Below are 14,089 nucleotides of genomic sequence, written 5' to 3' on the forward strand. Positions count from 1 at the left end.
GGGCGGTGGCGCCTTTCGATGGAACACGCTCGGCGGGCGTCAGCGCCGGGGCGTCCAGCCCGACGGCAGCGGACCGGCGAGAAGCGCTCTCTCCTCGTCCGCGTTGAGCGACCAGCCCTGGGCGGCGTCGACGCCGTCGAACCCGCCGCGGGCGAGGCGGAAGCCCAGGTCGTCCTGCGTGGTGCGGGGGTCTCCCCCGCGACGTACCGATGCGCGCACGCTCCAGGCGTCATCGGCGAAACCGCCCCCGCGGAACACGCGGTACTCGCCGTAGCGCGCCGGATCCAGCAGATCCCAGCACCACTCCCAGACGTTGCCGAGGGTGTCGAAGAGCCCGTTCAGGTTCGGCATCCGCTCCCCCACACGTTGCGCGTGGCGCAGGCCATCAGCGGCGGTCCAGGCGATCTCCGGGAGCGGTCCGTAGTGCGGCGTGGTCGACCCGGCGCGGCACGCGTATTCCCACTCCGCCTCGGTCGGCAGGCGGTAACCGTCGGCTGTGACATCCCAGTGCACCTCCGTGCCATCGAAGCGATAGGCCGGATCCAGCCCCTCCCACTCCGAAGCGGCGTTGCAGAAGCGGATCGCGCGCTGCCAGGAGACGTCGACGGCAGGGCGATCAGGGTGCTCGGCCGCGATTCCGAGCAGCTCCGAGACCTGCTCCTCGGTCACCGCGAATGCGCCGATCTCGAACGGTTCCAGGTCCACTCTCCAGCGGCGCTTGGTCCGTGCATCGTGCAAGACGACAGAACCAGCCGGCAGGGCGCGCATCTCGATGTCACTCATCTCAGGGCAGTCTAGGAGCGGCCGAACGTACGATCGGGTCCATGACGGCCGCCGCTTCCCACCGCGCTCTGGATCGGGTCTTCGCGGTGAGCATCGTTCTCAAGGGACTGGACGGCGCAGCCGAGCTGATCGGCGGTCTTGCGTTGCTCTTCCTCTCACCCGCCCGACTGCGCGAGTGGCTCGGCGATGTGGTCGCCTTCATCCTCGTCGGACACGAGCACTCCCCTGTCTTCCACTGGGCGATACACCTCGGCGACTCATGGGGCACGAGGACGACGCTCTTCGCGGCCGCGTACCTGCTGCTGCACGGCGTCATCAAGGTGGTGCTCGTCTGGGCGTTGCTGAGACAGCAGTTGTGGGCGTATCCGTGGATGCTCTCGGCGCTCGCGGTCTTCATCGCGTTGCAGTGCTACGAACTGATCGTCCACTTCAGCTGGTGGATGCTCGCGCTCACCCTCTTCGACGTGTTCATCGTCTTCCTCACCGCGCGCGAGTGGCAACTGCACCTGAAGCGCCGCGCTGCGGGCGCCGATGTCGGAGCCGTCCCGTAGCGTCTCCGACATGACACGCGCGATCTTCTACACCGCCTCGACGCTGAACGGATTCCTCGCAGATCCCGACGACTCGCTGGACTGGCTCCTCACGATCCCGCAGGAGCAGGCCACGGGCGACATCGCGGCGTTCACCGAAAGGGTCGGCGTTCTCGTCGAGGGGGCGTCGACATACGAGTGGGTGCGCGATCACGAGGACCTCCTCCGCCACCCCGAGCGCTGGCAGCAGTTCTACGGCGATCGTCCGACATTCGTGTTCACACGGCGATCGCCGGAGCCCGTGCCGGGCGCCGACATCCGATTCGTGCAGGGAGAGGTCGCCGAGCACTGGCCCGACATCGTCGAGGCAGCCGGTGGCAGGGATGTGTGGATCGTGGGCGGCGGAGACCTGGTGGGCCAGTTCGCGGACGCAGGCCTGCTCGATGAGATCGTCGTCACCTTCGCTCCCGTGACTCTCGCGGCGGGCAAGCCGCTGCTTCCCCGGGACCTCGATCACAGCAGGCTCGTGCTCACCAGTGTTCGCCAGGCCGGGCCGTTCGCCGAGCTCACCTATCGGCTGACCGGACGCTCCTGAGCGCCCTGATGGTGCACCGTCGCCCGGCGTCGGCGGACTGTGCGGAACCTCTACGCTGAACACGTGCCCGAAGCCCTCCTGACCGCCGAGCGACTCGTGCGACGGTTCGCCCGCGACACCAACCTGCTGGTAGCAGGCCGAACCTTCGACGTCATCGGCGAAGGCGATGTTCCCGACGAACTCCGCACGCTTCTCGTTCGCCTCGGAGCTCGCGTGGGCGATGGCGCCGTCGCGTTCGTCCCGGGGGAAGAGGCCGAGATCCTGCTCGACGGGGCCCCGTTCCCTCCGCGGGAGGGCGCCGATGACCGGATCGACTTCGCGGGCGACCACATGCCCGTGTCGCGCGACATCGCCGCGAGGCTGAGGGACACAGGTGCGGTGCGCGGCGTTCGCATCGGCATCGCGATGGTCCTCGAGCCGAAGACGGCGCAGCTCGCCCTGCTCCTGCGCGACGCTGGCGCCGAAGTCGCGGTCTACGCCCACCCGGATGAGATCGACGTCGACGTGGCCGCCGCTCTGCGCGCTCGAGGTATTCCGGTCGACGGGGATCCTGCGCTGTCCGGCGTCGCAGAGCGTGAAGCCGCCGTCGCGTTCCTCCGCCGGGGCCACGAGCTGCTGCTTGATGACGGTTCGCACTTGATCCGGCTCGCGCACGAGGCCGATGTCCTGGCCGACCTCAGAGGCGCGGCTGAGGAGACGACGAGCGGGCTGACTCCCCTGCGCCGGATGGCGGCCGAAGGCGCGCTGCGGATCCCGGTGATCGCCGTCAACGACGCGCCCATGAAGACAGCCTTCGACAACCGCTACGGCACCGGTCAATCCTGTGTGTTCGCGATCGCCGACGTTCTGGACGTGGCAGGTATCGGAATTCGGGACCAGCCTGCGGTCGTGGTCGGCTACGGCCCCGTCGGTGAGGGCGTCGCGGCGCATCTGCGCGCACTCGGCGCCGCGGTCGGCGTGACGGAGACGGATCCGGTGCGCGCCCTGCGCGCCGCGCACGACGGCTATGCGACCGGTCTTCTGAGCGATCTCGCGCCGAACGCCCTTGTCGTCTCGGCCACAGGTGCGCCGCACACGATCGATGCCGAGACCCTCCGCGCGGCCCGCGTCGTGGCCGTGGCCGGCGGCGTGCCCGAGGAGGTGGACCTCGACCCCACGAGCCTGCAGCCGGTCTCGCACGCGGGAGCCGTGCTCCCGCACCTGGAGCAGGTCGGCGACGGCGCCCTGCTCGTGGCTCGAGGAGGCTGCGTCAACCTTGCCGCGGCGGAGGGCAACCCGATCGAGATCATGGACCTGTCGTTCGCGGTGCAGCTGTCTGCTGTCGAGCAGCTGCTCGCCTCGCCGCTGCCGGCGGGAGTGCACCCGTTCCCCGGCGACGCCGACGAGCTCGTCGCCCGTGCTGCTCTCGCGGCGCGCGGCGAGGCCGTCGATGTCCGCAGCACGGCGCAGCAGCGCGCGCAGCAGGGCTGGCGCTCCCCTCGCTACCGCCGGGAGGACGTTGCATGAACGACGTCACTCTCTACTCCGCGGGCCAGGTGTTGCCGATCACGGCACCGCCGATCACCGACGGCGCGGTGGCCGTGCAGAACGGCAGGATCCTGCACGTGGGTGAACGTGCCTGGGTGCGGAGATCCCTCTCGGATCGGGGTCTCACGCCCTCAGAAGTGCACTGGCCCGGCGTACTGATACCTGGGCTGGTCAACGCGCACACCCACCTGCAGTACACCGGCATGGCGGAGGTAGGCCGAGGCCGGTATCGCGGATTCGAGGACTGGGCGACGGCGTTCGACCCCGTGTACGAGCAGGGACGGGACTGGGCCGCGGATGCGGCGGACGGCGCGTCGCGCCTGATCCGCAGCGGGACGACTGCCGCCGCCGATGTCGTGACCGACCGCACCGCGGCATCCGCACTGCACGATGCGGGGTTGCACGGCATCACCTACTGGGAGGTGATGAGCTGGACCAACGCGGAGTGGGCCCGCACCGGACGCCGTCAGGTGGAGGAGTCGCTCGACGCACTGCCCACTCCCCCCGGCACCGGGCTGTCGCCGCACGCCCCCTACTCGCTCGATATCGAACCACTCCTGGAGATCCCTGACATCGTCCGCGAGCGCGGCGGACGCATACACATCCACCTCGGTGAGGCGGCGTTCGAGAGCGAGTTCGCGCACGATCAGGCGCACGCCTGGCATACAGCGGGCCTGGCGAGCTTCCAGGAGCTGCGCGACGCCGGCTTCGGCACGAGCGCGACCGAGTTCGTGGACCAGCTCGGGGTACTCGGACCCGACTGCCATATCGCTCACGGCGTCTACATGAGCGCGCGCGATCGGGCGATCCTGCGCGAACGGCACACGAGCGTCGCGCTGTGCCCCCGCTCGAACGCCGTCATCGGGTTGGAGGAGCCGCCGATCGCCGCATACCTGCGCGAGGGCAACCCGATCGCGGTGGGGACCGACTCGCTCTCGTCCAGCCCCTCGCTGGACCTGCTCGCGGACGTCGCCGAGCTCGCACGCATCGCCCGGTCGCAGGGGTACACCGACCGTGACCTGCACGCGCGGCTCCTGAACGCCGCGACCCTGGGTGGCGCGCACGCCATGGGGATCGACGTCGGCCCGGACCGCACCGGCTACCTCGCCGTGGGCGCGCTCGCAGACCTGGCGTTCTTCGACGTCGCACCGGGGGCGGACGCGGTCGTCGAGCTCGTGGAGTCCGGCGCGGGGCGATCCGCTGCCACCGTCATCGCCGGCGAGGTCCGACACGCGACCGCCGCCTTCGAAACACCCCTGACCGCCCTGTAACGGAGCCACCCATGACTGCGCCTGTTCCCGCGACCGCGATCCGCCTCGATCTCGAACCGCACCCCGAAGGAGGCTGGTTCCGCCGCACCTGGACGAGCGCCATTCCGGTCGAGACCGTCGGCGGCACGCGCCCCGCGGCCACCTGCATCCACTATCTCCTCACGCCGGAGGAATCCAGCGCGTGGCACGTCGTCTCCAGCGACGAACTCTGGCTCTGGCACGGCCCCGGCCGCCTCGAGCTGAGTCTCGGCGGATCCGGAGCCGCTCCGGGAGAAGCCGAGAAGATCGTGCTGGGCCCCGGCGATGCCGCGCAGGCGCTGGTCCCCGCCGGAGTCTGGCAGGCCGCACGCCCCCTCGACGACAGCGAGGTGCTGGTCTCCTGTTTCGTTTCGCCCGGTTTCGACTTCGCCGACTGGCGTCTCGCCGATTCCTCTACGGTATGAACGGGGCACCTGCGCCCGCAGCCATACCCGTCCGCCCCCGCCCCCGCACCTCAGGAGTCCCCGTGTCCCTCGCACCCGCTCTGCGCCGCACCGCGCTCACGGCGACGGTCGTCGCCGCCGCCCTCGTCCTTGCCGCCTGCAGCGGCCCCGCCTCGTCGTCCACGCCGTCCGCTGGTGCGGACGCCACCGGCGCCGCCCTGCAGACCGTCACTGCGGGCAAGCTCACGATCGCCACGGGCGACCCCGACTACGAGCCCTGGTTCATCGACAACGACCCCGCCAACGGCAAGGGCTTCGAGGGTGCTGTCGCCCACGCCGTCGCCACCGAGCTCGGGTTCTCCGACAAGCAGATCGTCTGGACGCGCACCGGCTTCGACGCCGCGATCGCTCCCGGCCCCAAGGACTGGGATCTCAACATCCAGCAGTTCTCGATCTCCGAGGACCGCAAGAAGGCCGTCGACTTCTCGTCGTCGTACTACACGACCACTCAGGCGGTCGTCGCCGCGAAGGGCACCCCCGCCGCCACGGCCACGAGCATCGCCGACCTCAAGAAGGCCAAGGTCGGCGTCGCCACCGGCACGACGAGCTACACCGTCGCGAAGGCGCAGCTCGGCACCGGCGACCTCAGCGTCTTCAACTCGGTCGACGATGTCGTCCAGGCTCTCAAGGGCGGCCAGATCGACGCGATGATCACCGATCTGCCCGGGGCGTTCTACGTGACCGGGGCACAGCTCGAGAACGCCAGCGTGATCGGCCAGTTCGCCGATGACAAGGGCGGAGACCAGTTCGCCTTCGTGCTCCCGAAGAATTCCGCGCTGACTCCGGCCGTCACCAAGGCCGTGGACGCCCTGCGGAAGAACGGCACCATCGCCGAGCTGCAGAAGAAGTGGCTCAGCGAGGCCGTGAACGTCCCCGTCCTGAAGTGACCTCTCCCCTCGCCGACGCGGCGTGGCAGCCGAGCCCCCTCGAGCTGTCGCGTCGCGCACAGCGCCGCCGTGCGACGACGCTTTCCGTTCTGCTCGCACTGCTGAGCAGCCTGGTGGTGGCTGGCGTCCTCGTCATCGTCATCGCCAACACCCCGGGATGGAAGGTCGTGCGTGAGACCTTCTTCGATCCGAAGGTGGCGATCGCGAGCGTGGGCCCGATCTTCCAGGGCCTGCTGCTCAACATCCTCGTGCTCGTGATCGCGGCGGTCTGCGTAGCGCTGCTGGGCACGCTGCTCGCCGTCCTGCGCTCCCTTCGCGGTCCGGTGTTCTTCCCGCTGCGTCTTCTCGCGGCCGCGTACACGGACTTCTTCCGCGGCGTCCCGCTGCTGATCGTGTTGTATCTGGTGGGCTTCGGGATCCCGGCGCTCATGATCTTCCCCCGGATGCCCGCGATGTTCTGGGGCACGATCGCCCTCGTGATCAGTTATTCGGCGTACGTCTCCGAAGTGCTCCGCGCCGGCATGGAGGCCGTGCACCCGTCTCAGCGGGTCGCCGCCCGGTCGCTGGGTCTCACGCATGGGCAGACCCTGCGGATCGTCGTGATCCCACAGGGCGTGCGCAAGGTCGTTCCCGCGCTCATGAACGACTTCGTCTCGATGCAGAAGGACGTGGGACTCATCTCAGTCCTCGGCGCCATCGACGCGGTCCGTGCGGCTCAGCTGCAGGTCGCCGAGACGTTCAACTTCACGCCGTACATCGTCGCCGGACTCTTCTTCGTGATCCTGAGCTGGCCGATGATCCGTCTCACGGACGTCGTCACCGCGCGTCTCAACAAGCGCGAGCAGGCCGGAGGGATCGTATGACCGCCCCCGTGATCGAAGCGATCGGAGTGCGCAAGCGCTTCGGCGACCATGATGTGCTGCGCGGGATCGACCTGGCCGTCGATGCGCATGAGGTCGTCGTGCTCATCGGCGCGTCCGGATCCGGAAAGTCCACGCTCCTCCGCACGATGAACCTCATCGAGCGCGTCGATGACGGGCAGATCCTGCTCTCGGGAACCGACATCACGGATCCGCGGATCGATGCGGACGCGATTCGCGCACGGATCGGGGTCGTGTTCCAGCACTTCAACCTGTTCCCGCACCTCACCGTGCTCGACAACGTCACTCTCGCAGCCCGGCGCGTGCACCGCATGCCGAAGGCGGAGGCGAGCCGGCGCGGCAGGGAACTGCTGACGGCACTCGGCCTCGGAGACAAGGCCGACGCCTACCCCGATCGGCTCTCCGGTGGACAGCAGCAACGCGTCGCGATCGTGCGGGCGATCCTCACGGATCCCGAGCTGCTGCTCCTCGACGAGATCACAAGTGCCCTCGACCCGCAGCTCGTCGGCGAGGTGCTCGATCTCGTCCGGGAGCTCAAGGGGCGCGGTACCACGATCCTCATGGCCACGCACGAGATGTCCTTCGCGCGCGACGTCGCCGATCGGGTCGTCTTCCTCAAGGACGGCGTGCTCGTGGAGCAGGGACCGCCCCAGCAGATCTTCGACGCACCGCAGCACCCTGCGACAGCCGAGTTCCTCGCCCGCGTCTCGCACTGACCGCACGGGGGCTGAGCAGTATCGCGCGACCTGCTCAGCCCGCGGAAGACGGTCTGATCTCGGTCCAGTCGGCGAACTTCGGCCGGCGGCCGTCGCCGGAAGACCGGCGCGTCACACGGCGCTTGATCCAGGGCCCGACGTGCCGCCGGTAGTACGCGGCGGTGCTCAGGGGCTCCTCCTCCGGCACGTCGCGGGCCTGCCACCACTCTTCGGGGGCACCGACGCCGACGGCATCCAGCACCCTCGCGGCCACGCGGTGATGTCCGTTGGCATTCATGTGGAGGCGATCCTCGGCCCAGTACTCGGGTCGGCTGAGTTGGCGGTCCGGCCAGTTCAGCGCCTGGAGCACGTCGGGGCGATCCTGGATCCGGCGGAGCACAGCGGCGGACAGCTCGTCGCCGCGGCGCTGGATCAGTGATGACAACGGGAGTTGTCCCGAGGGGTTCGCTCCGGAGAGCACGATGAGGGTGGCGCCGGCCTCGTCGCAACGCCGGAGCACCCGCGTGAACGCATCGGCGATGTGCTCGATGTCGGCCTTGGGGCGCAGCATGTCGTTGCCGCCGGCGTTGAAGGACAAGTGGGTCGGCTTCAGGGCCAGGGCCGGTTCCAGCTGCTCCTCGACCACCGGCCATGCGAGGCGTCCGCGGATCGCCAGGTTCGCATAGGCGATCGGCTCGCCGAGCGCATCCGCCCAGCCCAGCGCGGCGAGATCGGCCCACCCGCGGACCGTGCCGTCGGGAAGCTCGTCGCCGACGCCCTCACTGAAGGAGTCGCCGATGGCGACGAAACGAACAGCACTCATCCGTTCAGCCTACGACGACGGGGCCGGACAGACGCACGACCGTCCGGCCCCGTCAGCGACCGACGTGGATCAGTCCTCTGCGAGCAGCTTCCGCACCCGCGGGATCACCTCGGTGCCGTAGAGCTCGATGCTGCGCATGAGCGCCTCGTGCGAGGTCGTACCTGTCGCGTACTTGAGATCGAACCGGCCGAGACCGAGAGTGCGCACCGTGTCGGCGATCTTGGCGGCGACCCGCTCCGGCGAACCGGCGTAGACGGCGCCTTCCGGACCCACCTCGTTCTGGAACTGGGCTCGGCTGTACCCGGTGCCCCAGCCCCGCTCGGCGCCGATCGTGTTGCGCATCGTCTCGAAGCCCGGGTACGCGGTGGACCAGGCCTCGTCGTCGGTGTCGGCGATGTGCCCCGGTGAGTGCACCGCGATGGGGAGCGCCTTGTTCCCGAACGCGTCGACGGAGCGGTGGTACAGGTCGATGAACGGGCGGAACCGCGCCGCCGGTCCACCGATGATCGCGAGCATGAGCCCGAGGCCGTGTCGCGCGACGCGCACGACCGACTCCGGCGATCCCCCGACGCCCACCCAGGTGCGCATGCCTGCGGCGGTCTTCGGGAAGACGTCGGCGTTCTCGAGCGGGGGCCGGACGGTTCCCTGCCAGTTCACGGGCTCCTCCTTGAGAAGCTCGACGAACAGTTCGAGCTTCTCCTCGAAGAGCCGGTCGTAGTCGCGCAGATCGAAGCCGAACAGCGGGAAGGATTCGGTGAAGGAGCCGCGTCCCAGCACCACCTCGGCGCGACCGCCGGAGAGCGCGTCGAGCGTGGCGAAGCGCTCGTAGACGCGCACGGGATCGTCCGAGCTCAGCACGGTGACGGCCGTGCCCAGGCGCAGCCGCTCGGTGCGGGAAGCGATCGCGGCCAGCACCATCTCCGGGCTCGACACGGCGAAGTCCTTGCGGTGGTGCTCCCCCACGCCGAAGAAGTCGACTCCGACGCGGTCCGCGAGGGCGGCTTGCTCGACGATGTTGCGGATGGTCTGCGCGCCGCTGAGGGTGTTCCCCTCCGCGTCGACCGTGATGTCGCCGAACGTGTCCAGCCCGAACTCGATGTCCATACCCGATCCTCTTTCTATTCAGCTGAATAAACCGGGAAGGGGCCGCGGACATTCCCGCGACCCCTCGGGCCGGAGCGAGCGCGCTCAGTCGACCTGGAACACGCTCCGCAGCGTGTCGAGCCCGACCCCGCCCATGTCGAGGGCGCGCTTGTGGAACGCCTTGATGTCGAAGGCATCGCCCTCGCGCTCCTTGACCGCGTCGCGGACCTGCTCCCAGATGCGCTGGCCGACCTTGTACGACGGCGCCTGCCCCGGCCAGCCGAGGTAGCGGTTCACCTCGAACTGTCGGAACTCGTCGGACATGTTCACGTTGCGACGCATCATGTCGAGTGCGTAGTCGTGATCCCAGACACCCTCGCCGTCGAGGCGCGGCTTGCCGAGATGCACGCCGATGTCGAGCACCACGCGCAGCGCGCGCATGCGCTGCCCGTCCAGCATGCCAAGTCGGTCGGCGGGATCGTCGAGGTAGCCGAGCTGCTCCATGAGGCGCTCGGCGTAGAGCGCCCAGCCCTCCGCGTGACCGGAGGTGCCGGCGAGCACGCGACGCCAGGTGTTCAGCTCCGCCCGGTTGTACGTGGCCTGGGCGATCTGCAGGTGGTGCCCGGGAACGCCCTCGTGGTAGACGGTGGTGAGCTCGCGCCAGGTGTCGAACTCCGTGACGCCCTCCGGCACCGACCACCACATGCGGCCGGGACGGGAGAAGTCATCGGTCGGGCCGGTGTAGTAGATCCCGCCCTCCTGCGTCGGCGCGATCATGCATTCCAGTTCGCGGATCTGCTCCGGGATGTCGAAATGCGAGGCGCCGAGCTCGGCGATCGCCCGATCGCTGGTCTCCTGCATCCATCGCTGCAGGGCGTCGGTGCCGACGAGCTTGCGCGCAGAGTCGGCCTCGAGGTGGGCCACGGCCTCCTCGACGGTGGATCCGGGCAGGATCTCGTTCGCGATGGCGGTCTGCTCGGCGACCATGCGCGCGAGCTCTTCGCGGCCCCATTCGTAGGTCTCGTCGATGTCGATCGTCGCTCCGAGGAACCGGCGAGAAGCCAGGGCGTACAGCTCGCGTCCCACCGCGTCCTGTTCGCCGGCGACGGGAGCGAGTTCAGCGCTGAGGAACGTGCGCAGGCCGTCGTAGGCGACGCGGGCGGCGGCGGAGCGGTCGGCGAGGTCGCGGGCGAGGCTCGCGGGCAGCTGTCCCTCTTCGGTCGAGGCCTCGGCGACGAACGCGGCGAAGAAGCCGTCGTCGGCCGTGTACCGCGCGATCTGCGTGGCGACCTCGACGACCTGTCGCCGGGCCGGGACGACACCCTTCGCGATGCCCTCGCGCAGAGTCTCGACATATCCGTCCAGCGCGGCGGGAATCGCGCCGAGACGCTCGGCGATGACGCTCCAGTCATCGGCCGTCGCCGTCGGCATGAGGTCGAAAGCCTGGCGCACATCCTGTGCGGCGGAGGCGATGACGTTCAGGTCACGCAGATGCCACTGCGCATCGTGCTGCTCCAGCGTCAGCCCGAGCTCGGCGGAGAGATCCGTCTTGGTGACCCGGTCGATCTCGTCGACGGGCTCCGCCGCCTCGAGCTCTGCGAGTACGCGGCGGGTCTGGGCGATGGCGTGCTCGTGGCCCGCCGGGCTGAAGTCGTCGAGGCGGCCGTTCACCTCGTTGCGGCCGATGTAGGTGCCGAGGATCGGCGAGAGTTCAGCCAGGGTGTCGACCCAGCCCTCCGCGATGTGATCGATGGTGGACGGCCTGCGCGTCGTGGGCTGCTCTGCGGTCATCCCTTGAGCCTATCCACGGAACGGGCTCCGCTCCACGGAACGACGCGGCTGAGGGCGCGCATCGTGGAGCGGTTCCCGTTCCGCGGCGTTGCGTCAGTGCGCGGCCTCGTTCCAGTCGCCGCCGCGACCGACCTGCACGTCCAGCGGCACAGACAGGTCCGCGGCGCCGGCCATGCGCTCGCGAACGATGCGCTCGGTGGCATCCCATTCCCCGGGCGCCACCTCGACCACGAGTTCGTCGTGGATTTGCAGCAGCACCCGGGAGGCGAGGCCGGCCTCGAGCAGGTCGGCGTGGATGCGGAACAGCGCGACCTTCATGATGTCGGCCGCACTGCCCTGGATCGGAGCGTTGAGCGCCGCGCGCTCGGCGTTCTCACGGAGCACGCGGTTCGGGCTGACGAGGTCCGGGAACGGTCGGCGTCGCCCGAAGATCGTCTCGGTGTAGCCGACCTCCTTCGCGGCGATCACCGAGGCGCGCAGGTAGTCGCGCACGGCGCCGAAGCGGGCGAAGTACTCCATCATGAGCTGCTTCGCCTCGGACTGCTCGATGCGCAGCTGCTTGGACAGGCCGAAGGCGCTGAGACCGTAGACCAGGCCGTAGGACATGGCCTTGACCTTGGTGCGCATGGCCGGCGTGACCTCCTCGGGCTCCACGCCGAACACGCGCGCACCCACGAACCGGTGCAGGTCCTCCCCCGAGTTGAAGGCCTCGATGAGGCCTTCGTCGCCGGAGAGGTGCGCCATGATGCGCATCTCGATCTGCGAGTAGTCCGCCGTCAGCAGCGTCTCGTAGCCCTCGCCGACCTGGAACGCGCTGCGAATGCGCCGCGACTCCTCGGTGCGCACCGGGATGTTCTGCAGGTTCGGGTCGGTGCTGCTGAGCCGGCCCGTCTGGCTGCCCGTCTGCACATAGGTCGTGTGGACGCGGTGGTCGGCGCGGATGGCCGTGTCGAGCGACTCGATGATCTGCCGGAGCTTCGTGGCCTCACGGTGCTGCAGCAGCAGATCGAGGAACGGATGCGGGTTGCTCTCCTGCAGATCGGCGAGCACGGCCGCGTCGGTCGAGTACCCGGTCTTGGTCTTGCGGGTCTTCGGCAGCTCGAGCTGCTCGAAGAGGACCTCCTGCAGCTGCTTGGGCGAGCCGAGGTTCACTTCGCGCTCGATGATCGCGAAGGACTCCTCCGCGATGCGGCTCGCGCGCTCTCCCAGCTCCTGCGAGAAGCCGGAGAGGATCTCGTGCGAGACCGCGACGCCCGCGAGCTCCATGTCGGCGAGGGTGATGAGGGTGGGCAGCTCGATCTCGCGGAGCACCCGGTCGACGCTCTCCGGCACATCCGCGCGGAGGGCGGTGGCCACGCGTGCCGCGAACCAGGCGAGCTGCGCCGGCGAAGCGCCCTCGGTCTCGGGCACGAGCTGGCTCGGATCCGCCTCCGGCAGCTTCTCACCCAGGTAGCGGTCGACGAGGTCGGCGAGCGTCTTGTCGGGATAGCTCGGGCGGAGCAGCCATCCCGCGAGGTTCGTGTCGTAGGCCAGCCCGCCCAGGCGCACGCCTGCGCTGTGCAGTGCCTTCACCTGCGGCTTCGCGTCGTGGAAGATCTTCGGCGCGTCGGACGCGAGCCAATCGGCGAGAGCGGCCTGCACCTGCGGCGACCATGAGAGCTCGACGAGGTCGTCGCCGTGCGCGAGCCCCACGCGCCGTGGCAGTCCGCCGGCGGCGGTCACCTCGACCGCGACGTCGCCGGTGGCTGTGGCGAGCCACGCCGCGACCCCTTCGACGGAGAGCTCCGTGGCAGCCGGTACGGCGACGGTGGCAGCGGTCTCCTCGGCGGGCGCATCCTCGCCGACCGCCTCGAACACCCGCGGCAGCAGCGTGCGGAACTCCAGGCGGGCGAAGATGTCGCGCACGGCCTGCGCGTCGATCGGACGCGTCTCGAGGTCTGAGGGGCCGACGGGGAGCTCGACGTCCTGCAGCAGCCGGTTCAGCTTGCGGTTGCGGCGCACGTCCTCGATGTGCTCGCGGAGGTTTCCGCCCACGACGCCTTTGATCTCGTCGGCGCGATCGAGCAGCTCATCGAGCGATCCGAACTGCGTGAGCCATTTCACGGCGGTCTTCTCGCCCACCTTCGGCACGCCGGGCAGGTTGTCGCTCGTCTCACCCACGAGAGCGGCGATGTCGGGGTACTGCTCGGGGCGCACGCCGTAGCGCTCCTGCACGGCGATCGGGTCGTAGCGCTTGAGCTGCGACACGCCCTGCACGTTCGGGTAGAGCAGCGTGACCTCGTCGTTCACGAGCTGGATCGTGTCGCGGTCCCCGGAGACGACGAGCACGTCGAAGCCCTGCGAGGATCCCTGCGCGGCGAGCGTGGCGAGGATGTCATCGGCTTCGATGCCCTCCTTCGTCAGGACCGGGATCGACATCGCCGCGAGGCAGTCCTGCAGCAGCGGGATCTGCCCGCGGAACTCCGAAGGGGTCTCCGAGCGGGTCGCCTTGTACTCCGGGTACACGTCGGTGCGGAACGAGTGCCGCGACGTGTCGAAGGCGATCGCCATGTGCGTCGGCCGCTCCGCCTTGATGAGGTTCACCAGCATCGACAGGAAGCCGTAGATGGCGTTCGTGTGCTGGTTGTCCTTTGTGGTGAAGTTCTCCACCGGAAGGGCGAAGAACGCCCGGTATGCGAGCGAATGGCCGTCGACGACCATGAGGGTAGGCTTTGCGGAGTCCGTCACGACTCCAGCCTAAC

At 69.2% G+C, this 14,089-nt stretch carries 13 protein-coding genes; 8 read left to right on the plus strand and 5 right to left on the minus strand.

The features are described from left to right. Positions 1-39 precede the first annotated feature (39 nt). Positions 40-783, minus strand: coding sequence for a formylglycine-generating enzyme family protein (locus tag ACTJI8_RS02050; RefSeq protein WP_440731744.1), 744 nt, complete (start codon positions 781-783; stop codon positions 40-42). A 41-nt stretch (positions 784-824) separates the two neighbouring features. Between ACTJI8_RS02050 and ACTJI8_RS02055 the strand changes: the two genes are divergently transcribed. The 8 genes from ACTJI8_RS02055 to ACTJI8_RS02090 all read left to right on the plus strand — a co-directional run bounded on the left by ACTJI8_RS02055 (position 825) and on the right by ACTJI8_RS02090 (position 7,672). Then, the gene (locus tag ACTJI8_RS02055; RefSeq protein ID WP_440731745.1) at positions 825-1,334 is read left to right on the plus strand and encodes a DUF2127 domain-containing protein; all 510 of its coding nucleotides are present in this window, start codon (positions 825-827) and stop codon (positions 1,332-1,334) included. Between the two features lie 10 nt (positions 1,335-1,344). Further along, the gene (locus ACTJI8_RS02060; RefSeq protein ID WP_440731746.1) at positions 1,345-1,908 is read left to right on the plus strand and encodes a dihydrofolate reductase family protein; all 564 of its coding nucleotides are present in this window, start codon (positions 1,345-1,347) and stop codon (positions 1,906-1,908) included. Positions 1,909-1,971: 63 nt separating this feature from the next. Beyond that, positions 1,972-3,414 (plus strand): adenosylhomocysteinase, encoded by a 1,443-nt coding sequence (locus ACTJI8_RS02065; protein ID WP_440731747.1) that lies wholly within the window; start codon positions 1,972-1,974, stop codon positions 3,412-3,414. Beyond that, positions 3,411-4,706 (plus strand): amidohydrolase family protein, encoded by a 1,296-nt coding sequence (locus tag ACTJI8_RS02070; RefSeq protein ID WP_440731748.1) that lies wholly within the window; start codon positions 3,411-3,413, stop codon positions 4,704-4,706. Before ACTJI8_RS02065 ends, ACTJI8_RS02070 begins: the two co-directional genes overlap by 4 nt. 11 nt (positions 4,707-4,717) lie before the next feature. Beyond that, positions 4,718-5,149 (plus strand): cupin domain-containing protein, encoded by a 432-nt coding sequence (locus ACTJI8_RS02075; RefSeq protein ID WP_440731749.1) that lies wholly within the window; start codon positions 4,718-4,720, stop codon positions 5,147-5,149. Between the two features lie 62 nt (positions 5,150-5,211). Next, positions 5,212-6,075 (plus strand): ABC transporter substrate-binding protein, encoded by an 864-nt coding sequence (locus ACTJI8_RS02080; protein ID WP_440731750.1) that lies wholly within the window; start codon positions 5,212-5,214, stop codon positions 6,073-6,075. Next, positions 6,072-6,938, plus strand: coding sequence for an amino acid ABC transporter permease (locus ACTJI8_RS02085; RefSeq protein WP_440731751.1), 867 nt, complete (start codon positions 6,072-6,074; stop codon positions 6,936-6,938). The genes ACTJI8_RS02080 and ACTJI8_RS02085 overlap by 4 nt, the downstream gene beginning before the upstream one ends. Beyond that, positions 6,935-7,672 (plus strand): amino acid ABC transporter ATP-binding protein, encoded by a 738-nt coding sequence (locus ACTJI8_RS02090; RefSeq protein WP_440731752.1) that lies wholly within the window; start codon positions 6,935-6,937, stop codon positions 7,670-7,672. Before ACTJI8_RS02085 ends, ACTJI8_RS02090 begins: the two co-directional genes overlap by 4 nt. Positions 7,673-7,706: 34 nt before the next feature. Here ACTJI8_RS02090 and ACTJI8_RS02095 read toward each other — a convergent pair whose 3' ends face one another. The 4 genes from ACTJI8_RS02095 to polA all read right to left on the minus strand — a co-directional run bounded on the left by ACTJI8_RS02095 (position 7,707) and on the right by polA (position 14,075). Then, entirely contained in the window at positions 7,707-8,474 is a 768-nt protein-coding gene (locus ACTJI8_RS02095) for an SGNH/GDSL hydrolase family protein (protein ID WP_440731753.1), read from the minus strand. Positions 8,475-8,543: 69 nt separating this feature from the next. Beyond that, positions 8,544-9,578 carry an LLM class flavin-dependent oxidoreductase gene (locus ACTJI8_RS02100; RefSeq protein WP_440731754.1) on the minus strand — a complete coding sequence of 345 codons (1,035 nt, stop codon included), beginning with the start codon at positions 9,576-9,578 and terminating at the stop codon, positions 8,544-8,546. Positions 9,579-9,662: 84 nt separating this feature from the next. Further along, entirely contained in the window at positions 9,663-11,348 is a 1,686-nt protein-coding gene (locus ACTJI8_RS02105) for a DUF885 domain-containing protein (protein WP_440731755.1), read from the minus strand. 93 nt (positions 11,349-11,441) lie between these two features. Beyond that, a complete protein-coding gene (gene polA / locus ACTJI8_RS02110; RefSeq protein WP_440731756.1) occupies positions 11,442-14,075 on the minus strand; it encodes a DNA polymerase I in 2,634 nt (877 codons plus the stop codon). Positions 14,076-14,089 lie beyond the last annotated feature (14 nt).

Origin of the sequence: Microbacterium sp. 22303 (assembly GCF_052045265.1) — a bacterium.
Lineage (GTDB): Bacteria > Actinomycetota > Actinomycetes > Actinomycetales > Microbacteriaceae > Microbacterium.

Coding starts and splice junctions, on each gene's coding strand:
- ACTJI8_RS02050 (WP_440731744.1), bottom strand. CDS start 783: ATGAGTGACATCGAGATGCGCGCCCTGCCGGCTGGTTCTGTCGTCTTG.
- ACTJI8_RS02055 (WP_440731745.1), top strand. CDS start 825: ATGACGGCCGCCGCTTCCCACCGCGCTCTGGATCGGGTCTTCGCGGTG.
- ACTJI8_RS02060 (WP_440731746.1), top strand. CDS start 1,345: ATGACACGCGCGATCTTCTACACCGCCTCGACGCTGAACGGATTCCTC.
- ACTJI8_RS02070 (WP_440731748.1), top strand. CDS start 3,411: ATGAACGACGTCACTCTCTACTCCGCGGGCCAGGTGTTGCCGATCACG.
- ACTJI8_RS02075 (WP_440731749.1), top strand. CDS start 4,718: ATGACTGCGCCTGTTCCCGCGACCGCGATCCGCCTCGATCTCGAACCG.
- ACTJI8_RS02090 (WP_440731752.1), top strand. CDS start 6,935: ATGACCGCCCCCGTGATCGAAGCGATCGGAGTGCGCAAGCGCTTCGGC.
- ACTJI8_RS02095 (WP_440731753.1), bottom strand. CDS start 8,474: ATGAGTGCTGTTCGTTTCGTCGCCATCGGCGACTCCTTCAGTGAGGGC.
- ACTJI8_RS02100 (WP_440731754.1), bottom strand. CDS start 9,578: ATGGACATCGAGTTCGGGCTGGACACGTTCGGCGACATCACGGTCGAC.
- ACTJI8_RS02105 (WP_440731755.1), bottom strand. CDS start 11,348: ATGACCGCAGAGCAGCCCACGACGCGCAGGCCGTCCACCATCGATCAC.